Raw genomic sequence first — 19,460 nt, 5'->3', positions numbered from 1 at the left:
CGCCCGGTCCCCGGCCGCCCCCTCACCTCCCCCGCAGTGCCCGCGCGACCCTGGTCGCCGCGGCTGCGCGGGGGGTGCTGTCGGGTGGGGTCGGGCGGCGGGGGTGGACCGTGTTGGCGAGGAGGACCACGAAGGTGTCCGTGGCGCGGTCCAGGACCAGGGAGGTGCCGGTGAAGCCGGAGTGCCCCGCCGCGCCGCGTCCCGCGAGGGCGCCCATGAACCAGGGCTCGTCCACGGCGAAGCCGAGGCCGGGGGCCCGGAGCATCAGGTCCACGTGGTCGGGGCCGAGGATCCGGGCGGGCCCGTAGGCCCCGCCCGCCAAAAGGGTGCGGCAGAAGACCGCCAAATCGCCCGCGGTGGAGAAGAGTCCGGCGTGACCGGCGACCCCGCCCAGCGCCCAGGCGTTCTCGTCGTGCACCTCGCCCCGCAGCATCCCCCGGTCCGCCTTGGCCCAGGGCCGGCGCTGGTCCTCGGTCGCCGCCGCGGACGGACACGGGCCGAAGCCGGTCGCGTTCATGCCGAGAGGCCGGGTGATGCCCTCGCGCACCAGGACGTCGAGGGTGCGGCCGGTGATCCGTTCCAGGACGTGCTGGAGCAGCAGCATGTTGAGGTCGGAGTAGAGGTACGTGCCGGGCACGCCGACCGGCCGCTCCGCGCGCAGCAGCGCCAGGCGTTCCGCGTCGTCGGCGCAGTCGTACAGGGGGAGTTCGGGGCGCAGCCCGGAGGTGTGGGTGAGCAGCTGGCGCACGGTGATGCCGTGCCGTGCCGCCGCCGTGAAGTCCGGCAGGTACGTGCCGACGCGGGCGTCCAGGCCCAGCGCCCCCCGCTCGATCTGCTGCACGGCGACCACCGAGGTGAACAGCTTGGTGACCGAGGCCAGGTCGAACGGGGTGTCCACGGTCATCGCCACCCGCTGCTCCGGCGGCAGCTCGACGGGCGCGCCCGCCCTCCCGTCGTAACCGGCGTGGCGCACCGCCCAGCCGGCCGCCTCCTCGACGGCGATCACCGGGCCGCGGCCGACGACCACCACCGCGCCCGCCGCCCAGGGCCGCGCACCGTCGGTGCGGGCGCGGACCTCCTGGACCAGACGCCGCAGCTCCCCGGCGTCGAGCCCGGCCCGCTGCGGGCTGCCCCGGCGCAGTCGCGGCGCGCTCAGACGCCCCCGCCCTTCTCGCTCGTCCCGTTCTTCCACGGACGGCACATTCCCAGGAAGCAGGCCGTCGCCACCAGGGCGGAGGCCAGCTGGACGACGGCCATCGGGACGGCCGTGTCCTCACCGGCGATCCCGACCAGCGGGGAGGCCATCGCGCCGATGAGGAAGGACGTCGTGCCGAGCAGCGCGGACGCGGAGCCGGCCGCCTGCCGGGCCCGCATCAGCGGCAGCGTCTGGGTGTTGGGCATGACGATGCCCATGGACGACATCAGCACGAACAGCGCCGCGGCGACCGGCACCAGGCCCACCTCGCCGAACACGCCCAGCGACATCAGCAGCAGCGCGGTGGCGGCGGCGATCACGACGGCGAGTCCGATGCCGAGCACCTTGTCCAGCCGGACCCGGCCGACCAGGATCTTCCCGTTGACCTGGCCCATGATCATCAGGCCGATCGAGTTGAGCCCGAACAGCAGGCTGAAGGCCTGCGGGGAGGCGCCGTAGATCTCCTGCATGACGAACGGCGAGGCGGAGACGTACGCGAAGAGGGACGCGAAGGCGAAGCCGCCGGCGAGCATGTAGCCGGTGAAGGCCCGGTCGGCGAGGAGCCGGCGCATCGCGCCGAGGGTCTCGCCGAAGCCGCCGCCGTGCCGGTCGGAGGGAGCCAGCGTCTCGGGCAGCCTGGTCCAGACGAGAACCGTCAGGAGCACCCCCGCGACGGTGAGGACGACGAACACGCCCCGCCAGTCCGTGAACCGCAGGACCTGGCCGCCGATGAGCGGCGCCATGATCGGGGCCATCCCGGAGATCAGCATCAGGGTCGAGAAGAAGCGGGCCAGGGCCACCCCGTCGTACAGGTCCCGGGCGACCGCCCGCGCGATGACGATGCCGGCCGCTCCCGCGAGCCCTTGGGCCAGCCGGCAGGCGACGAGGAGTTCGACGGTCGGCGCGAAGGCGCACAGCGCGGTGGCCACGACGTAGAGGGCGAGCCCGACGAGCAGGGGCCGGCGGCGGCCCCAGCGGTCGCTCATCGGCCCGACCACGAGCTGCCCCAGCGCCATGCCGGCCAGGCAGGCGGTGAGGGTGAGCTGGACGGTCGCGGCGGGTGCGTGCAGGGACCGGGTGACCTCCGGCAGAGCGGGGAGGTACATGTCCATCGCCAACGGCGTCACGGCGGTCAGGCCGCCGAGGATGAACGTGACCAGCAAGCCGGTACGCGGCACCGCGACCGCGTCGCGCCGTTCCGGCGTGGCCGCCGGCGTGCCGTGGGCGCCGGCCTCCACCACCGGGCCCCCCGATGCCCCGCTTTCGGTCGATTCGGATATGGACGCCCCACCCTCGGGCATGTGACCCCTCCCTTTCCCTGCCATCGGCTACCTATGCTCTCAGCTCGTACGCAGTGCTCGGCGTCGACGACGATGCCATGGGAGCGCTTCCACGCCACAGCCCCAGGGCGAAGCGTTGAGGGAACACACGAACAGGGTGGGACGAATGACAGAGCAGAAGGTGCGCTGGGGGATCCTGGCGACCGGCGGCATGGCGGCGACGTTCGCGGCGGACCTGGTGGACATGCCCGACGCCGAGGTCGCGGCGGTGGCGTCCCGCTCGACGGAGTCGGCCGAGGCGTTCGCCGAACGGTTCGGCATACCGCGCGCGTACGGCGACTGGGACACGCTCGCGGCCGACGACGAGCTGGACGTCGTGTACGTCGCCACGCCCCACTCCGCGCACCGCGCGGCGGCCGGGCTGATGCTGGAGGCCGGGCATCACGTGCTGTGCGAGAAGCCGTTCACGCTGAACGCCACGGAGGCCGCCGAACTGGTCGCGCTGGCGCGGGACGGCGGGCGCTTCCTGATGGAGGCCATGTGGATGTACTGCCATCCCATGGTGCGGCGCCTCAAGGCGTTGGTGGACGACGGCGCGATCGGCGAAGTGCGCCACGTGCAGGCGGACTTCGGCCTGGCGGGCCCCTTCCCGGCCACCCACCGGCTGCGCGACCCGGCGCTCGGCGGCGGCGCGCTGCTGGACCTCGGGGTGTACCCGGTGTCGTTCGCCCAGCTGCTGCTCGGGGAGCCGTCGGACCTCACGGCGCGCGCGATGCTCTCAAAGGAGGGGGTGGACCTCCAGACGGGGGCGCTGCTCTCCTGGGAGAACGGCGCCCTCGCCTCGGTGCACTGCTCCATCGTGGGCGGTACGGCCACCTCCGCGTCGATCACCGGGTCGAAGGGGCGGATCGACATCCCGGACGGCTTCTTCTTCCCGGAGCGGTTCGTGCTGCACCGGGAGGGACAGGACGCCGAGGAGTTCACGGCCGACCCGCTCCACGGCCCCCGCGCCAGCCTCAAGCACGAGGCCGCGGAGGTGATGCGGGCGCTGCGGGCCGGCGAGACGGAGTCGCCGGTGGTCCCGCTGGACGGCACCCTCGCCGTGATGCGGACGCTCGACGCGATCCGGGACCGCGTCGGCGTCCGCTACCCGGGCGAGGCGGCCGACGGCACGGTGCCCGACGGAGTGGTGCCGGCCGACGGAGTGGTGGCCGGCGGCGCGGCGGTCACGCCGGCTTGAGCCCCGGCTCCCCCGCCTCCGTGACGAAGGAGGCGGCGGTGGTGAGCGGCGCGCCCTGCGTGGTGACGTGGGAGACCGTCTTGAAGTCGGCGCGCGCCCGCTCCCGGCCGAGGGTGACGGTCGTGTAGCCGCGCAGGCCGTTGTAGAAGCGCATGTGCGGGTTGGCGGCCGTCATGGTCTCCCAGTTGGCGGGCTTCGCCGAACCGTTGCCACCGCTGGTGACCGAGGAGGTGACGATCTCGGTACCCACGGTCTTCGAGCCGGGATCGGCGAAGTCCCGCTTGATGTCGAAGCCGTAGTGGACGTGCACGTCGCCGGTGAGGACCATCAGGTTCTCGACGCCGGCGGCCCGCGCGCCGGCCAGGACGCGCTCGCGGGAGGCCGGGTAGCCGTCCCAGGAGTCCATGGAGACCTTGGCCGGCGGGGTGGGGGTGTCCAGCCGCTGGGCGAAGGTGACCTGCTGCGGTACGACGTTCCACACCGCGTCGGACCGGCGCCAGCCGTCGATCAGCCAGCGCTCCTGGGCGGCGCCGGTCAGGGTGCGCGAGGGGTCCTCGGACTCGGGCCCGGGGAACTGCCAGCCGTCGCCGTACGCCTGGTTGGAGCGGTACTGGCGGGTGTCGAGCACGTCGAACTGGGCGAGCCGGCCCCAGTGCAGCCGGCGGTACAGCTTCAGGTCGGGGCCGTCGGGGAGCTGGGGCCGGCGCAGCGGCATGTTCTCCCAGTAGGCCCGGTAGGCGGCGGCCCGGCGCAGCAGGAACTCCTCCGGCGGGACGCTGTTCTCGGGGGTGTCGTCGGCGTAGTTGTTCTCGGTCTCGTGGTCGTCCCAGGTGACGACGAAGGGGTGCGCGGCGTGCGCGGCCCTGAGGTCGGGGTCGGACTTGTAGAGGGCGTACCGCAGCCGGTAGTCCTCCAGCGTGACGGTCTCCCGGTTGAACAGGCCGGAGGGCAGGGTGCCGGCCGGGTAGGCGCGGGAGCCGCCGGCGTCGTTCACGGCGTACTCGTAGAGGTAGTCGCCGAGGTGGAAGACGACGTCCACGTCCTCTTGGGCGAGGTGCCGGTAGGCGGTGTAGTAGCCCTGGTCGTAGCGCTGGCAGGAGACGATGCCGAAGGTGAGCCCGTCGGCGCGGCTGCGGGGGGCGGGCGCGGTGCGGGTGCGGCCCGCGGGGCTGACGAAGCGGCCGGCGCGGAAGCGGTAGTGGTAGACGCGGCCGGGGGCGAGCCCGCCCACCTCGACGTGCACGGTGTGGTGGAACTCCGGGTGGGCGTCGGCCTTGCCGCGTCTGACGACGCTGCGGAAGCGGGCGTCGAGGGCGAGCTCCCACTCGACGGTGACGCGGCGCGCGGGCAGCCCGCCGTCCGCCTGGTACGGCGCGGGCGCGAGGCGGGTCCACAGCAGCACCGAGTCGGGGTGCGGGTCGCCGGAGGCGACGCCGAGCGTGAAGGGATCGTCGGTGATCCGCGCGGTGTCCAGTTCGGCGGCGGCCGCGGTGCCCGCGCCGGGCACGCCGACGGCGAAGGCCAGCGCGGCGGCGGCGCCGGTGACGGTCAGGAAGCGGCGGCGGCCGATGTGGCGTGCGGCGGCGCGGAGTTCCGGCGCGTGGGGCGGGCGGGCCTCGGGTGCCGTCGGTCCTTGTGTCATCGGTTCCTGCGTCATCGGTTCCTCCCCTGGCGGGCCTGTGGGTGCGGAAGGAATTGCAGTGGCCGGGGACGACGCGGCGTTGTCGCGTACACAGCATCCGGATGACGGTCGCATGAGGTCCGTATGGCGAACCCTCGCCTACGCTGCGGTGCCATGAACGCCAAGGAAACGGACGGACGGGCCGGGGTCGCGGTGGTCACCGGGGCCGGATCCGGCATCGGGCGCGCGGTGACGCGTGAACTGCTGGGCGCGGGCTGGTCGGTGGCGCTGGCGGGGCGCCGCGCGGAGGCACTTCAGGAGACGGCGGGGGCGTCGTCGGGCCGGGACGGCGGGCGGGCTCTGGTGGTCCCGGCGGACGTGTCACGACCCGGGGACGTGGAGGCGCTGTTCGCCGCCACGGTGGACCGGTTCGGCCGGGTGGACCTGCTGTTCAACAACGCCGGGACGTTCGGCCCGGGCGGGGTGCCGGTGGAGGAGCTGCCGTACGAGGCGTGGCGGCACGTGGTGGACACCAACCTCAACGGGGCGTTCCTGTGCGCGCAGGCGGCGTACCGGCAGATGAAGGAGCAGGCGCCGCAGGGCGGCCGGATCATCAACAACGGCTCGGTCTCGGCGCACGTCCCGCGCCCGCGGTCGGTCGCCTACACGGCCACCAAACACGCGTTGACCGGTCTGACCAAGTCCCTGTCGCTGGACGGGCGTCCGTACCGGATCGCGGTGGGCCAGATCGACATCGGCAACGCGGCGACGGACATGACGGAGCACATGGAGACGGGTGCGTTGCAGGCGAACGGGGAGGTCGCGCCGGAGCCGGTGATGGATGTGGCGGACGTGGCGCGGACGATGCGGCACATGGCGGAGCTGCCGCTGGAGGCGAACGTGCAGTTCGCGACGGTGCTGGCGACGGCGATGCCGTACGTGGGGCGGGGGTGAGCCGCTCCGCGCGGCCGGCGTGCGCTGATCCCCACAACCGGAATTAACGCATCCGCCCCATTGCGGCCGGTGGAGAACCTATGCTCAACTTCTCTGCACCAAAGCTTCACAGTTGAGGCAGCGTTCTTCCGTCAGACCACATCCAGGGGGGAGGCGGCAGCCGTTCCACACCGCCGGCTGGGGGTGGGCCCGCGCGGGACCGCGGGTGCACACCGGCGGGTGGAACGGCTGCCGCACGTCTTACGCGGCCCCTTCCGCTTGTCGTTGGAGGACGCGCTCCACCTCCGCCATCTGCTGCTCGCTCAGCGGCCCCTTGGCGAGCGCACCGGCGTTCTCCTCGGCCTGGGCGACCGACCGGAAGCCAGGGATGGGCACGGTGCGCGCGCTGCGCGCCCACAGCCAGGCCAGGGCGCCCTGGGCGAGGGTGCGGCCACCGCTGGTGAGGATCTCCCTCACCGCGTCGACGCGGGCCAGCCACTGCGGGTCGGCGCCGCTGCCGTCGCCGAAGCCGGGCAGCCAGGCGGGCGGACGGCTGCGGATGTCCCCGGCCTCCAGCGGCCGGCCGCTCCTGTGCTTGCCGGTCAGCAGACCCATGGCGAGGGGGCTGCGATTGACGGACGCGAGGTCGGTCTTCTCGCACAGCCGCAGCATCTCGGGGGCGTCCTGGAGGACGTTGAGCGCGTGCTGCACGGCGGCACAGTGCGGCCCCTCGGCGAACACCGCGGCCCGCGCGGGGTCGTCGGTGCTCCAGGCGTACGCCCGGATCAGCCCCTCCCCCACCAACTCCTCGCACGCGTCACGCAGTCGGACGGCGCGCTCGGGGTCGGCGTCGGCGATGTGCAGCTGGTAGAGGTCGACGTGGTCGGTGCCGAGCCGGCGCAGGGAGGCGGTCAGGGCCCGGCGCAGGTGTTCCGGGGAGTCGTCGGTGCCGGAGGTGGTGCGGGTGTCGGGGTCGAAGAGGTTGCCCCACTTCGTGGCGACGACGACGTCGTCCCGCCGCGAGCCGAGCGCCCGCCCGAGTACGCGCTCGCTGTGCCCGGTCCCGTAGACGTCGGCGGTGTCGAAGAAGGTGACGCCCAGGTCGAGGGCGCGGTGGATCGCCCGCACCGACTCCTCGTCGTCGACCTTCCCCCACCCGAGTGGCTGCCCGGCACCGTCCCCCCACTCTCCGCCGATGGCCCAGCACCCGAACCCGAGCGCACTCACCTCGATACCGCTACGTCCCAGTGTGCGTGTGAACTCCATACCGGGGACGGTAGGAGTTGGAGTGCGCGCGAGGGCAAGGGGGTCGTCGGGAGTGAGGGCCTCCCGGCCTTCTCACGGAGCGCGAACGTGGCGGGGCCCCGGCCATCAGACGGCAACCACGTGCACGTGCTTCGGCGCGAGGACCGCCAGGCGGGCCCGGATGTGATGCGGGTCCGTCGTGAAGATCACCGCGCTGCCGTGCCGGGCCGCCGTCAGCGCGACCCAGGCGTGCGTGCCCCGGCCGACGGCCCTGCCGGTCCCGGCCCTGGACGAGTGCCAGGCCTCCTCGACCTCCCGCCGCTCCTGCTCGGTCAGGTCCGCGGCGGCTTCGGCATCGCCTTCAGCGGTGGGAAGTCCGTCCGCTGCCTGCTCCGCCCGTGCGACGAGTGCGTCCACCTCGGCGAACAGTCCCTCGTCGGGCGGGCCCGGCGGTGGCAGGCGGCGAGCGTCGGCAGGGGCGATTTTCGGACGGTTCAGTGTTCAAGCAGATCCGGTCAACGGGCGGTCTGTCGCTGCTGACAGATGATCAATAACCTTGTGCAGTACACGAAATACGATCGCAGGGAGCCCCATGTCCACCGCCCAGCAGGTGCCCGACATCCTCTCGCCCGAGTTCGCCGCCGACCCCTACCCCGCCTACCGCGCGATGCGGGAGACCGCCCCCCTCCTCTGGCACGAGGCGACCAAGAGCTACATCGTCTCGCGGTACGAGGACGTCGAGCGGGTCTTCAAGGACAAGGCCGGTGAGTTCACCACCGACAACTACGCCTGGCAGCTCGAGCCCGTGCACGGCAAGACGATCCTGCAGCTCAGCGGCCGTGAGCACGCCGTCCGCCGGGCACTGGTCGCGCCCGCCTTCCGCGGCAGCGACCTGGAGCAGAAGTTCCTGCCGGTCATCGAGCGCAACTCCCGTGAGCTGATCGACGCCTTCCGCCACAAGGGCTCCGCCGACCTGGTCGACGACTACGCCACCCGTTTCCCGGTCAACGTCATCGCCGACATGCTGGGCCTCGACAAGGCCGACCACCCCCGCTTCCACCGCTGGTACACCGCCGTCATAGCCTTCCTCGGCAACCTGTCGGGCGACGCCGAGGTCACGGCGGCCGGCGAGCGGACCCGGGTGGAGTTCGCCGAGTACATGCTGCCGATCATCCGTGAGCGCCGGGAGAAGCCGGGCGACGACCTGTTGTCCGTGCTGTGCAGCGCCGAGGTCGACGGCGTGCGGATGAGCGACGAGGACATCAAGGCGTTCTGCAGCCTGCTGCTCGCCGCCGGCGGCGAGACCACCGACAAGGCCATCGCCGGCATCTTCGCGAACCTGCTCGCCCACCCCGACCAGCTCGCCGCCGTCCGCGCCGACCACTCGCTGATACCGCGCGCCTTCGCCGAGACCCTGCGGTTCACCCCGCCCGTGCACATGATCATGCGGCAGTCCGCGACGGAGGTGACGCTCAGCGGCGGCACCGTGCCCGCCGGCGCCACCGTCACCTGCCTGATAGGCGCGGCCAACCGCGACGAGCGCCGTTACGCCGACCCCGACCGGTTCGACATCTTCCGCGACGACCTGACCACCACCAAGGCGTTCTCGGCCGCCGCCGACCATCTGGCCTTCGCGCTCGGCCGGCACTTCTGCGTCGGCGCGCTGCTGGCGAAGGCGGAGGTGGAGATCGGCGTCGGCCAGCTCCTCGACGCCATGCCGGACGTACGGCTCGCCGAGGGGTTCCAGCCGGCCGAGCAGGGTGTGTTCACCCGCGGGCCGCAGAGCCTCCCGGTCCGGTTCACGCCGGTGGCCGGCTGACCGGTACCGGCCACGTCGTCACTGCCGTACGCGCCACCTCGCCCCGACCGGCTCCCGCACCGGCCGGGCCCGTCCAGGCCGGATCCCGTACGGGCCGAGTTCCTCTCGGCCGGGCCCACCCCGGCCGAGACCGGCCGCAACGGGCCGTCCCGACCAAGCTCCGCCGCAGCAGGCCGTCCCGGCCGAGCACCGCACCGGCTGGCCCCGTACCGGACCCGTCCGCCCCGGCCGGATCCCGCCGTACCAGGGCGTCCCGGCACAGTTCCCCCGCACCGGGTCGCCCCGGCCAGAGCCCGTACCGACCGGGTCCGCCCCGGCCGGATCCCGCGGCTCCGGGCCACCCGCGGGGCAGCGCCCCGCCGGTGTCCGCCCGCGGGGGCGGGGCAGCGCCCCCGGCTCCCGAACCCGCCCGCCGGCGGAGCCCTACTGCACCACCGGTGTGAACCGCACCGGCAGGTCCAGCAGTCCCCGCATCCAGATCGACGGCCGCCACACCAGTTCCTCCGGTTCGACGGCCAGGACCAGGTCCGGCAGGCGTTCCAGCAGCGTCTCGACCGCCGTGCGCGCCATGACGTCCGCGAGCAGCGGGGCCGGGTACGGGCAGCGGTGTTCGCCGTTGCTGAAGGACAGGTGCGCCGCGTTCTCCGCGCCCACGTGTCCCTCGGGCCAGATCTGCGGGTCGGTGTTGGCCGCCGCGAGCCCCAGCACCAGGCAGTCGCCGGCCCTTATCTGCCGCCCGCCCAGCTGGACGTCCCGTACCGCCCAGCGCCCGATGAAGTTCTGCGTCGGGGTGTCCAGCCACAGCACCTCGTTGAGCGCCTCGCCGACGCTGAGCCGGCCGCCCGAGACGTTCACGGCGAAGCGTTCGTCCGTGAGCAGCAGCCGCAGGGTGTTGCAGATCCAGTTGGCCGTCGGCTGCTGGGCCGCAGCGATCACGGAGATCAGGTCCTGGACGACCTCCTCGTCCGTCAGGCCCGCCGGGTGCGTCAGCATCCGCGAGGTGACGTCGGCGCCGGGAACGGCCCGCTTCTCCTTCACCAGCTGCCGCAGCCGTTCACCCACGCGCGCGTACGCCGCGACCGGGTCGTCGCCCTCCCCCGCGTCCAGAGAGATCCGCAGGTCGTCGACGAGCCGGCGGGTGTCCTCACCGGTGGCCGGCATCCCGCACATCTGCACGACCGTGCGCATCGGCAGGGCGTGCACGTAGTCGGCCATCAGCTCCGCCTGGCCGCTGCCCGCGAACCGGGCGATGAGGTCGTCGGCGATCAGCAGGCACTCGTGGGACAGCTCGAACTGGTCGATCCCCTCCAGCGCCTCGGTGATCACCCCGGCCCGCCGCCGGTGCTCCTCGCCCTCGGTGAACAGCACCGACGGCTGGTAGCCGACGAAGGGCAGCAGCGGCCAGTCCTGCGGGATGTGCGCCCACTGGTTCCAGCGCCGCGAGTCCCGCGCGAACAGCTCGTCGTGGCTGGTCACGTAGGTGACCTCGGTGTAGCCCAGCACCAGCCAGGCCGGGATGCCGCCGTCGAGCAGCACCGGTGCGACGGGCCCGTGTTCCCGGCGCAGGGCGCGGTACAGCTCCGACGGCGACTGCTGGTACTCCAGCCCCGCGAGCGGCACCGCGCCGGCGTGCTGCCCCGTCGGCAGCGCCGCGCCGGCGTGCGCGGGGCAGCCCGGCGGCGGCTCCTCACCGGGGCGGGCCGGGTGCGCGAAGGGATCGGCCTGATCGGTCACGGTGTCGCCTCCTTGGCGGTGGCCAGGTCGTGGAGGTGGTTCACGAGGGTGATCAGCACGTCCTTGCCGGAGGCCCGGACCCGGGCGTCGCAGTCGACCATCGGCACGTGCGCGGGGAGGGCGAGCGCCTGGCGTATCTCGTCCAGGGAGTACCGGGCGTCGTCGTCGAACCGGTTGACGGCCACCACGAACGGCGTGCCGTGGTGCTCCAGCCGGTCGATGGCGTACCAGGAGTCGTCCATCCGGCGCGTGTCCACGAGGACCACGGCGCCCAGGGTGCCGGAGAACAGCCGGTCCCACAGGAACCAGAAGCGTTCCTGCCCGGGCGCGCCGAACAGGTACAGCACCATGCGGTCGTTGAGGCTGATCCGCCCGAAGTCGAAGGCGACCGTGGTGGTGGTCTTCGCGGCCACCCCGTCGGTCTCGTCGACGCCCACACCGGCCTGCGTCATCACCTCCTCGGTGTTGAGCGGCCGGATCTCGCTCACCGAGCGGACCAGGGTCGTCTTGCCCACGCCGAACCCGCCCACGACGACGATCTTCAGACCCGTCTCCGCCGTGTCTCTCAGCGGTGTGCGGTGGGTGGGCAGCTCAGAGGTTGCGGAGTCCATGGAGAACCTCTTGGAGTAGGGCGGAATCGGGCAGGGAGGCGACGGACGCCGCCGCGCGCGGGTGACGGGCGGTGATGCGCCCGGTGTCCAGCAGGTCGCCGAGCAGGATGCGAACGACCGTGATCGGCAGCCCGAGTTCCGCGGCGATCTCGACGACGGCGACCGGGTGGGCGCACAGCTCCAGGATCCGGGCGTGCTCGGACTGCATCCCGGGCGTCGGCGCGCTCTCGCTGACGATCAGGGTGACCAGGTCGAAGGACTCGTCGGCGCGGCTGCGTCCGCCGGTGACGGTGTAGAGACGGTCCGGGTCGCCCGTGTCGACGGGTTTGCGTGGGGTCACGAGGTGCCGCTCCCCGCGGATCCGGTTCGCGGTTCGGCGCGCAGGTGCTCGCCGATCTGCTCGACCAGTTCCGTCATCTGGTGGCCGACCACGCCGGGGTCGGCGTCCTCCCCGGCGACGACGGCGAGGTGCGCCCCCTCGCCGGCCTCCACGATGAACAGCAGGCCGCCGTGGAACTCCGTCATCGACTGCCGTACGCCGCCGGTGCCGTCGCCGAACTCCATGGAGGCGCCCTGGGCGAGGGCCTGGATGCCGGAGCAGATCGCCGAGAGGTGGTCGGCCAGGTCGAGGGTCAGGTGCTCGCTCCAGCAGAGCTTGAGGCCGTCCCGGGACAGGACCAGGGCGTGGCGTGCGCCGGGGGTCCGCTCCAGGAGACCCTGCAGGAGCCAGTTGAGGCTGTTGTCGGTGGTCGTGGTCTGCATGGTGGGTGTTGGGACGGTGGTGTCCGGATGACCGGTCACCGGCCCGTTCCTCCTATCTCACGTGCTCGAGCGGGAAGGGGCGCCGTCGCCCCGGACGCCGTGCGGGGCCGGGGGCGGCGCCGTACGGGAGGGGTGGACTAGGGGGCCGTGGGCGGGCGGGATCCGGGTCGGGGGTCGATGCCGGGCGTGCCGGTCGTCCCGGGGGCACCGTCTCCGGGCGAACCTGCGGTCCCGTCGGCGGACACGCCGGTGATCCCGTCGGCGGACGCGCCGGTGATCCCGTTGCCGGACGTACCGGTGATCCCGTCGGCGGACACGCCGGTGATGCCCTTGCCGGACGTGTCGGTGCTCCCGTTCCCGGACTGACGTGCGCGGTGGAAGGCGCCGAACCGGGTGCCCGCGTCGCGCGCCCCGCGCCGCACCGACGCCGTGTCACCGGCCTGGGCGGCCGTCGACTGCCGCTGCTCCCGCTCGCGTTCGGCCTCGGCCATGGTGCGGCCGGGCGCGCGGACCGGGAGGCCGTTCGGCGTGGTGCCCTCGGGCTGCCGGTGCCGTCCCTGGCCGGGGACGGCGGTCAGGTCGGGCCGCTCGGTGCGGGCGCCGGGGCGCTCCGGGGCGGCGGGCGGCGCGGCGGCCGCCGGGCGGACGTCGGCATCGTTGTCGGCACGGGTGCCGCCAGCGGTGCCGACGGGCAGCGCGGCCGGGGCGGACGCGTCGGACGCGGCCACGGCACGCGGGGCCGGGACGGGCACGCCGCGGGCGGTGACACCCCGGGCGGGGGTCGCCTCGGTACGGCCGGCCGTCTCGTGCGGGGCCGGTTCGCGCTGCTGGGCGAGCAGGTGCAGGGGCAGCAGGACGACGACGCCGGTGCCGCCGCGGGAGGACGGCCGGTAGTTGACGCTGATGCCGTACTTGGAGGCCAGCCGGCCCACCACCGCGAGGCCGAGCCGGGTGCCCTGCAGCGAGGCGAGGTCGGTGACGCGGCCGGTCACGGCCTCCTCGGCGCGGCGCATGGCCGCGTCGGCCATCTTCAGGCCGCTGTCCTCGATGGTGACGACGATGCCGGCGCTGCGGTCCTCGACGTAGACGTGCACCTCGTCGATGGGCGGGGAGAAGTTCGCGGCGTTGTCCATCAGTTCGGCGAGCAGGTGCATGACGCCCTCGGCCGCGAAGCCGGCGACGGCGGTGCGGGTGGAGCAGTGCAGGCGCACCCGCTGGTAGGCCGCGATGCGGCCGGCGGCGCCGCGCAGGATGCTCTCCATCACGATCGGCTTGTTCCAGGCGCGGCTGGACCGGCCGCCCATGAGCAGCGCGAGGCGGTCGGTCATCAGGCCGAGCTGGGAGGTGCCGTGGTCCAGCTTCAGCAGGTCGCCGAAGACCTCCTCGCCGTGCCGTTCCTGCATCTCGCGCAGGTCGGCGAGCATCTGTACGGCCTTGGCCTGGACGCGGCTGAGCGCCTTGGCGGACGCGGCCTGGGCGGCGGCGGCGCGGCGCTCGCTGTGGGCGAGTTCACGGATGAACGATTCCGCCGGGCCGCGCAGGGCGGGGTGCTCCGGCAGATCGGTCTCGGCCAGCACGGTCTGGGCGGAACGGCCCTCGCGGAGCCGGGCGATCGCGGCGGGCATCGTCTCCCGTACGAACCGGTCGTGCTCGGCCGTGGTCCGGTCGAGTTCGCCGCGGATGGCGCGGTACTCGTCCTCCAGGGTGACCACCCGCCGTACGTCCTCCTCGACGGTGGCGGCGAAGGCGTGGGTGACGCGGGCGAGTTGCGGGTCGGACGGCGGGGGCACGCTGCCCAGTACGTCGGCGGCGCTCGCGCCGTCCCGCAGCCGCTCGGCCACGGCGGGCAGCGTCACCCCGGCCAGGTGGGAGATCTCCGCCGAGCGCCGGGCGGCCTCGGCCCTGAGGCGGCTGTTCTCCGACTCCCGCTCGGTGGCGGTGCCGCGGGCGCGCAGGACGAGGCGGTGGTCGACGAGGAGGGTGACGGCCACGCACACCCAGCCGGTCGCCACGACGGCGAGGGCCCACGTGGTGGCGCCGGACGGCGCCAGGGCGACGGCCGCACCACCGGCGGCGGCGCTCGCCACCAGCACGGCCACCCGTGCGGCGAACGAGGTGCGCGGCGCCCCCGCCGGTGGGTGCTGGCTGGGAGAAGCAGGCACTGGCATGGAGCGGTCCCTCGGTCGGTGAGAGCAGGGGAAGGGGGCGGCCGCACGACGGCGACCGCGGGCCGGGAAACGGATCAGCCAACAGGAGGGCGATCTTCCGACCACGTACGGCTCATGCTAATCACCCTGATGCGCGCGGGAGTCCCGCTTACTGAACAGCGCGTCAGCAAAATGAGTTCGTCGTGAACCCATCGCTCGTACGTTCCGCTGTGCTAGTCAGGCCGAGGCCGGACACCCCCGGCCGGAGTGCGACAACGCACCTGCCACTCGACCTGACGGAACGTCACATTCGTACCGCAGCAGGCCTCCCACCGCTCCCGTCACTCACGCGAGGCAACGATTTTCGGCCAACTGTGCTTATGCCAAAGGCTTTTGACCCTCGGCTGTCGTAATGACGGGGACATGAAGGTGAAGGAATCCCGCCACTCGTGAAGCTCCGGTGACGACGGCCCGCGCCGGTTTGCGTGAGCGAGGGCGCGCAGGGCTCCGGCGGAGGGCGACGGCGGCTCTTCCGGAGAAGAAGGGGAGCGGCAGACGAGTCGGGCTGTACGCCGGGTTCTGTTCCGGCGGGTCCTCGCGGTCCCGCCGGCGACGGCCATCCATCTAGGGCCGGTGTTGCCACCGGCCTCGTGCGGTCTACCCGCGGACTCGGGCGAGCAGCCCTCGGTCGTCCGCGCAGAAGCACCGAGGTGCTTCCTCTTGACCTTGCTCCGGGTGGGGTTTACCTAGCCGCCTGAGTCACCCCAGGCGCTGGTGGTCTCTTACACCACCGTTTCACCCTTACCCGGCGCCGAAGCGCCGGGCGGTCTGTTTTCTGTGGCACTGTCCCGCGGGTCACCCCGGGTGGCCGTTAGCCACCACCCTGCCCTGTGGAGCCCGGACGTTCCTCGGGAAGCCCCCTAAGGGGACTCCACGCGGCCGCCCGCCCGGCTCGTCTGCCGTGTCGACCATGGTACCCGCCGGCCGGCGGGCTTCCGCTCCCCCGCGTTGGCCAGCACCGATCCGGTGAGGATCAGGACGAAGGCGGCCAGCACCGTCGCGGTCAGGGCCTCGTCCAGGAACAGCGCGCCGGCCGCGACCGCGATCGCCGGATTGACGTACGTGATCACCGAGGCGCGGATCGGTCCGGCCTCCCTGATCAGCTCCATGAAGGCGACGAACGCCACCGCCGTGCAGACGACCCCGAGGGCGGCCAGCGCGGCGAGGGTCTCCGGGGTGGGGAGGGCCGCGGGGCGGCTCGCGACCGCTGCGGGGGCGTAGATCAAGGCCGCCAGGGCCAGGCAGGGCGTGATCAGGTGCAGCGTCGGCACGGCCTTGAGGTGGCGGTCGGCGATCAGCGGGGCCGTCGCGTAGCCGACGACCGTGACCAGGACCTCCGCGAGGGAGAAGGCGTTGCCGCCGGTCAGATGGGGCACGGTGAGGACGCCCACGCCGCCGAGACCGAGCGCGAGGCCCGTGATCCGGCGGGCGTCCAGCGACTCCGCCCGGCCGAAGGAGCGGGACAGCAGGACACCGACGATCGGCACGCCCGCGATGAGCAGCCCCGCCGTGGAGCTGGAGAGGTGGCGCTCGGCGTCGGTCAGCGTGTACCAGGGGCCGACGATCTCGATCACCGCGAACGCCAGCATCGGCTTCCAGTGCGTCCGCACGTTCCGGACGAGGCCGGCCTGGCGCAGGGCGAAGGGGAGCAGCAGCAGCGCGCCGACGGCGCAGCGGGCGAAGACCACCCCGGAGGGGGACACCTCGTCCACCGCCACTTTGATCATCAGGTAGGGAATGCCCCAGACCACTCCCATCAGGGAGAACAGGAACCAGCCGCGTGCAGTCATGCGAGGAGTGTCCGCCGGGTCAGCACTCCGCGTCTTGAACGCTGTTGCGGTACGCCGCCGGGGTCACCCCCAGCACCCGGCGGAACCACCGGGTGAGGTGCGCCTGGTCCGCGAAGCCGACGAGCGCGGCCGTCTCCGCGGGCCGCAGCCCGGCGTCCAGCAGGGCGCGGGCCCGGGCCACCCGGTACTGCGCGAGCCACGCGTACGGCGGCACGCCCATCGTCGTACGGAACGCCCGGAGCAGCTGGTAGCGGGACAGGCCCAGGTCGGCGGCGAGGTCGGCCAGGGAGGGCGGGGCGAGGAGCTCGTCGGCGAGGCGGTCGCGGACGCTGAGGGCGACGGACCGGGCGCCGGGGACGGTGCCGTCGGCGGCGCGTGAGGTGGAGTGGCGGCGGGCGAGCGCGGCGAGCAGCCAGGGCAGGCGCGACTCCGCCTCCAGCGGGTCGGGGTGCGCGCTGAGATCGGTGTGGGTGCGGCGCAGGGCCGCGGCCAGGTCCGGGTCGTGGAGAACCGGTTCGGGGAAGTACGGGCGTCCGGTGCCCACGGTGCCGTCGCCCAGCAGGGCGGGGGCGGCGTAGAGGGCGCGGTACGAGTAGCCCTCGGGGGCGGCGGGACCTCCGGTGTGCATCTCACCGGGTTCCAGGACGACGATCGAGCCGGGGCCGGACACGATGCGCCCGCCGCGGTAGGCGATCACCTCGAGGCCGCCCACGGTGACCCCGACCGTGTACTCCTCGTGCGCGTGGGGGGGCGTACTCGTGCCGGTCGAAGCGGGCGGTGAGCAGGTCCAGCGCGGGCCCGCACCGCCCCAGCCGCGCCCTGGTCCAGCGCGCCTGTTCCCGTTCGCTCCGCGCCACGTCGCACCCCCGGTCACCAGGGGATCAGAGGAAGTCGGCGGTGTCCAGGTCGAAGGCGAAGGGTTCGGGGAGGGTGAGGGGTTTGCCGAGGGGACGGGTGCGGCGGTCCCGGTACTCGTCGTCCTCCGGGTCGCCGAACAGAGTGATCGAGGAGGTCTCACGGTCGACCAGGAGGTACAGGGGGATGCCGCCCCGCGCGTAGCACCGGCGCTTGGCCTCGCGGTCCGCCTCCGGCTTCGAGGAGGTCACCTCCACGACCATGGCCACGCCCTCGCACGGCATCCACGGGTCCGCGCCGCGGTAGAGGCGCAGCTCCGTGGGCGCGAAGGTGCCGTCCGGAATGACGTGGTTCTTCGGGCAGGCACCGCCGCTCCTCAGCTTCAGCCCTTTGTTCCCGGAGAACTGCATGTCGGTACGGGATCGTCTGATCACCTGCGTCACGATCAGCCCGATGTAGTCCTCGTGGTCCCCGTCCGGTGGCGGCGTCACGACGATCTCCCCCTCGATCAGCTCCGCCCGGAAACCCTCCGGGGTGTCCAGGGCGAGGAACCCCTCCAGCAGGACGTCCGCCTGCGTGAGCGGTTCATGGGCCATGGCCGTCATGTCACGCCCCTCCTTCGGTCGCTCGCCAGACTGAGGCATCGGCTGATCACCTGTCCGTGGGATGGGGAACCGTTCCCTCGATCGTGGCACAGGAGCACGGCCCCCGCCGGGAGCCGCGGTGTTCGCTTGACCCTGCCGCGACGTCAACGTTTCTACTGAGGGCATGCGGATCGGAGAGCTCGCCACGGCCGTCGGGGTCACCACCCGGGCGGTGCGGCACTACCACCATCTGGGGCTGCTGCCCGAGCCCGAGCGGCTCGGCAACGGCTACCGGGACTACACCCTGCGGCACGCCGTCGTGCTCGCCCGGATCAGGCGGCTGACCGAGCTGGGGCTGGGGCTCGCCGAGGTGCGGGACGTGCTCGCGGACGAGGCCGGCAAGGACCTCGCCGAGGTGCTCGCGGAGCTGGACGCGGACCTGGCGCGGCAGGAGGCGGCGATCCGGGAGCGGCGGGAGCGGCTGCGGGCGTTGCGGGAGTCGGAGGGCGGGACGGCCGCCGAGGGTCCGGTTTCCCCGGAGCTGGCCGCGCTGTTCCGGAGCACCGCCGGGCTGTCCGACTCCCCCATGGCCGCCAAGGACCGCGAGATCCTCGCGCTGATCGAGACGTCCGCCCCGCCGGAGGAGCGGCAGCGGCTGATGGGCCTGATGAGCGGGGCGGTCGGGGCGCCTGGCGGGCGCAAGCGGGCCGCGACCGTGTACCGCCTGCTCGACGAGCTCGCCGACGCCGGCCCGGACGATCCGCAGGTCGAGGAGGCCGCCCGCGCGCTCGCGGAGTGCGTGCCCGCGGAACTGCTGCCCGAGGACGTGGTCCTCGACGGGAGCAACAGCTTCCTGACCGCCCTCTACGCGGACTTCGCACCCGCCCAGGCGGAGGCGTTCCGGCGGGCGCTGCGGATCGTGACGGAGGGGCGGGGATGAGCCGGCGGACGGAGGGAGAGGGAGCGGTGGGAGCGGCGGTGCGCGTCGGGTGGGCGCTGGTGCGGCACGAGGCGCGGCTGATGGCGAGCCTGGTGCTGTGGCTGGCACGGCGGACGCACGGGGCGGGCGCAGGCACGGCGTTCGGGTACGCCCGCGGCGAGGCGGCCATGATGTTCGGGTTCGCGTTCGTGTGCGTGGTGGAGACGGTCGCGATGTCCGTGCTGCTGGCCGACTGGCCGACGGTGCACGCGGTGGTGCTCTTCCTGGACGTCTACACCGTCGTCTTCGTGATCGCCCTGTACGCCGCCTCCGTCGTACGCCCGCACGTCGTCGGCCCCGACGGGCTGCGGGTGCGCCGGGCCGTCCACGTCGACCTGCGAATACCGCGCGAGCGGATCGCGTCCGTGCGGCGCGAGCTGCGGATGACACACGAGCCGGCGGACGGCGAGCTGAACCTCGCCGTCGGCTCGCAGACAACGGTGACGGTGGAGCTCGCGGAGCCGGTCGCGCACCGGTCGTTCTTCGGGCGGACCCGGGACGTGCGCGTGGTCCGCTTCCACGCCGACGACGCCGACGGCCTGGTCCGGGCCCTCACCGCCGCCGCTCCGGGGCCCACGGACCACGCCGTACCCTGACAGGCGAGC

16 protein-coding genes, 1 other RNA gene and 2 pseudogenes are annotated in these 19,460 nt (G+C 73.3%); 5 read left to right on the top strand and 14 right to left on the bottom strand.

The features are described 5' to 3' along the window. Nucleotides 1-22: 22 nt before the first annotated feature. Both ACIF8S_RS06935 and ACIF8S_RS06930 read right to left on the bottom strand, forming a co-directional pair. Nucleotides 23-1,192 carry a serine hydrolase domain-containing protein gene (locus ACIF8S_RS06935; protein WP_399997760.1) on the bottom strand — a complete coding sequence of 390 codons (1,170 nt, stop codon included), beginning with the start codon at nt 1,190-1,192 and terminating at the stop codon, nt 23-25. Further along, entirely contained in the window at nt 1,153-2,496 is a 1,344-nt protein-coding gene (locus tag ACIF8S_RS06930; RefSeq protein ID WP_399997758.1) for a multidrug effflux MFS transporter, read from the bottom strand. The genes ACIF8S_RS06935 and ACIF8S_RS06930 overlap by 40 nt, the downstream gene beginning before the upstream one ends. Before the next feature lie 145 nt (nt 2,497-2,641). On the opposite strand from ACIF8S_RS06930, the gene ACIF8S_RS06925 reads away from it, so the two are divergent. Further along, nucleotides 2,642-3,715 carry a Gfo/Idh/MocA family protein gene (locus ACIF8S_RS06925; protein ID WP_399997756.1) on the top strand — a complete coding sequence of 358 codons (1,074 nt, stop codon included), beginning with the start codon at nt 2,642-2,644 and terminating at the stop codon, nt 3,713-3,715. Here the strand turns inward: ACIF8S_RS06925 and ACIF8S_RS06920 are convergent. Next, a complete protein-coding gene (locus ACIF8S_RS06920; RefSeq protein WP_399997754.1) occupies nt 3,702-5,372 on the bottom strand; it encodes an alkaline phosphatase D family protein in 1,671 nt (556 codons plus the stop codon). The genes ACIF8S_RS06925 and ACIF8S_RS06920 overlap by 14 nt on opposite strands. Before the next feature lie 138 nt (nt 5,373-5,510). On the opposite strand from ACIF8S_RS06920, the gene ACIF8S_RS06915 reads away from it, so the two are divergent. Then, nucleotides 5,511-6,290 carry an SDR family oxidoreductase gene (locus tag ACIF8S_RS06915; protein WP_399997752.1) on the top strand — a complete coding sequence of 260 codons (780 nt, stop codon included), beginning with the start codon at nt 5,511-5,513 and terminating at the stop codon, nt 6,288-6,290. Nucleotides 6,291-6,530: 240 nt separating this feature from the next. Here ACIF8S_RS06915 and ACIF8S_RS06910 read toward each other — a convergent pair whose 3' ends face one another. After that, on the bottom strand, nt 6,531-7,535 hold the full coding sequence (locus tag ACIF8S_RS06910; protein ID WP_399997751.1) for an aldo/keto reductase: 1,005 nt from the start codon (nt 7,533-7,535) through the stop codon (nt 6,531-6,533). A 105-nt stretch (nt 7,536-7,640) separates the two neighbouring features. Continuing rightward, nucleotides 7,641-7,931: a hypothetical protein gene (locus tag ACIF8S_RS06905; RefSeq protein WP_399997750.1), complete on the bottom strand. Its 291-nt coding sequence runs from the start codon at nt 7,929-7,931 to the stop codon at nt 7,641-7,643. 175 nt (nt 7,932-8,106) lie between these two features. On the opposite strand from ACIF8S_RS06905, the gene ACIF8S_RS06900 reads away from it, so the two are divergent. Beyond that, nucleotides 8,107-9,333 (top strand): cytochrome P450, encoded by a 1,227-nt coding sequence (locus ACIF8S_RS06900; RefSeq protein WP_399997748.1) that lies wholly within the window; start codon nt 8,107-8,109, stop codon nt 9,331-9,333. 423 nt (nt 9,334-9,756) lie between these two features. On the opposite strand, the gene ACIF8S_RS06895 is transcribed toward ACIF8S_RS06900, so the two are convergent. The 9 genes and pseudogenes from ACIF8S_RS06895 to ACIF8S_RS06855 form a co-directional block, all read right to left on the bottom strand. Beyond that, nucleotides 9,757-11,067, bottom strand: a complete 1,311-nt coding sequence (locus ACIF8S_RS06895; RefSeq protein WP_399997747.1) for a cytochrome P450 — start codon at nt 11,065-11,067, stop codon at nt 9,757-9,759. Further along, entirely contained in the window at nt 11,064-11,678 is a 615-nt protein-coding gene (locus tag ACIF8S_RS06890; protein ID WP_399997746.1) for a GTP-binding protein, read from the bottom strand. Before ACIF8S_RS06890 ends, ACIF8S_RS06895 begins: the two co-directional genes overlap by 4 nt. Next, nucleotides 11,659-12,018: a DUF742 domain-containing protein gene (locus tag ACIF8S_RS06885; RefSeq protein ID WP_145825458.1), complete on the bottom strand. Its 360-nt coding sequence runs from the start codon at nt 12,016-12,018 to the stop codon at nt 11,659-11,661. Before ACIF8S_RS06885 ends, ACIF8S_RS06890 begins: the two co-directional genes overlap by 20 nt. Beyond that, nucleotides 12,015-12,440, bottom strand: coding sequence for a roadblock/LC7 domain-containing protein (locus tag ACIF8S_RS06880; protein ID WP_167534603.1), 426 nt, complete (start codon nt 12,438-12,440; stop codon nt 12,015-12,017). The genes ACIF8S_RS06885 and ACIF8S_RS06880 overlap by 4 nt, the downstream gene beginning before the upstream one ends. A gap of 137 nt (nt 12,441-12,577) precedes the next feature. Further along, nucleotides 12,578-14,608 carry a sensor histidine kinase gene (locus ACIF8S_RS06875; RefSeq protein ID WP_399997744.1) on the bottom strand — a complete coding sequence of 677 codons (2,031 nt, stop codon included), beginning with the start codon at nt 14,606-14,608 and terminating at the stop codon, nt 12,578-12,580. A gap of 531 nt (nt 14,609-15,139) precedes the next feature. Next, an RNA gene (rnpB, locus tag ACIF8S_RS06870) (RNase P RNA component class A) lies at nt 15,140-15,542 on the bottom strand. Between the two features lie 115 nt (nt 15,543-15,657). Next, nucleotides 15,658-16,374, bottom strand: a pseudogene (locus tag ACIF8S_RS06865) (DMT family transporter); the annotation flags it as partial. 82 nt (nt 16,375-16,456) lie between these two features. Beyond that, nucleotides 16,457-17,294 (bottom strand): annotated as a pseudogene (locus ACIF8S_RS06860) (AraC family transcriptional regulator). 24 nt (nt 17,295-17,318) lie between these two features. Further along, nucleotides 17,319-17,897, bottom strand: a complete 579-nt coding sequence (locus ACIF8S_RS06855) for a Uma2 family endonuclease (protein ID WP_399997742.1) — start codon at nt 17,895-17,897, stop codon at nt 17,319-17,321. A gap of 163 nt (nt 17,898-18,060) precedes the next feature. On the opposite strand from ACIF8S_RS06855, the gene ACIF8S_RS06850 reads away from it, so the two are divergent. Both ACIF8S_RS06850 and ACIF8S_RS06845 read left to right on the top strand, forming a co-directional pair. Next, nucleotides 18,061-18,816 (top strand): MerR family transcriptional regulator, encoded by a 756-nt coding sequence (locus ACIF8S_RS06850; protein WP_399997741.1) that lies wholly within the window; start codon nt 18,061-18,063, stop codon nt 18,814-18,816. Beyond that, on the top strand, nt 18,813-19,451 hold the full coding sequence (locus tag ACIF8S_RS06845) for a hypothetical protein (protein ID WP_399997739.1): 639 nt from the start codon (nt 18,813-18,815) through the stop codon (nt 19,449-19,451). The genes ACIF8S_RS06850 and ACIF8S_RS06845 overlap by 4 nt, the downstream gene beginning before the upstream one ends. The last annotated feature ends 9 nt before the right edge of the window (nt 19,452-19,460 follow it).

The sequence above is a fragment of the Streptomyces sp. NPDC085937 genome, from assembly GCF_044540535.1.
Classification (GTDB): domain Bacteria; phylum Actinomycetota; class Actinomycetes; order Streptomycetales; family Streptomycetaceae; genus Streptomyces.
This window is presented reverse-complemented; position numbering and strand designations above follow the sequence as displayed.

Bases quoted from the DNA above. Each gene is read 5' to 3' on its own strand.
- ACIF8S_RS06880 (WP_167534603.1), bottom strand. From the start codon at position 12,440: ATGCAGACCACGACCACCGACAACAGCCTCAACTGGCTCCTGCAGGGT.
- ACIF8S_RS06925 (WP_399997756.1), top strand. From the start codon at position 2,642: ATGACAGAGCAGAAGGTGCGCTGGGGGATCCTGGCGACCGGCGGCATG.
- ACIF8S_RS06890 (WP_399997746.1), bottom strand. From the start codon at position 11,678: ATGGACTCCGCAACCTCTGAGCTGCCCACCCACCGCACACCGCTGAGA.
- ACIF8S_RS06930 (WP_399997758.1), bottom strand. From the start codon at position 2,496: ATGCCCGAGGGTGGGGCGTCCATATCCGAATCGACCGAAAGCGGGGCA.
- ACIF8S_RS06910 (WP_399997751.1), bottom strand. From the start codon at position 7,535: ATGGAGTTCACACGCACACTGGGACGTAGCGGTATCGAGGTGAGTGCG.
- ACIF8S_RS06850 (WP_399997741.1), top strand. From the start codon at position 18,061: ATGCGGATCGGAGAGCTCGCCACGGCCGTCGGGGTCACCACCCGGGCG.
- ACIF8S_RS06855 (WP_399997742.1), bottom strand. From the start codon at position 17,897: ATGACGGCCATGGCCCATGAACCGCTCACGCAGGCGGACGTCCTGCTG.
- ACIF8S_RS06920 (WP_399997754.1), bottom strand. From the start codon at position 5,372: ATGACGCAGGAACCGATGACACAAGGACCGACGGCACCCGAGGCCCGC.
- ACIF8S_RS06845 (WP_399997739.1), top strand. From the start codon at position 18,813: ATGAGCCGGCGGACGGAGGGAGAGGGAGCGGTGGGAGCGGCGGTGCGC.
- ACIF8S_RS06900 (WP_399997748.1), top strand. From the start codon at position 8,107: ATGTCCACCGCCCAGCAGGTGCCCGACATCCTCTCGCCCGAGTTCGCC.
- ACIF8S_RS06875 (WP_399997744.1), bottom strand. From the start codon at position 14,608: ATGCCAGTGCCTGCTTCTCCCAGCCAGCACCCACCGGCGGGGGCGCCG.
- ACIF8S_RS06915 (WP_399997752.1), top strand. From the start codon at position 5,511: ATGAACGCCAAGGAAACGGACGGACGGGCCGGGGTCGCGGTGGTCACC.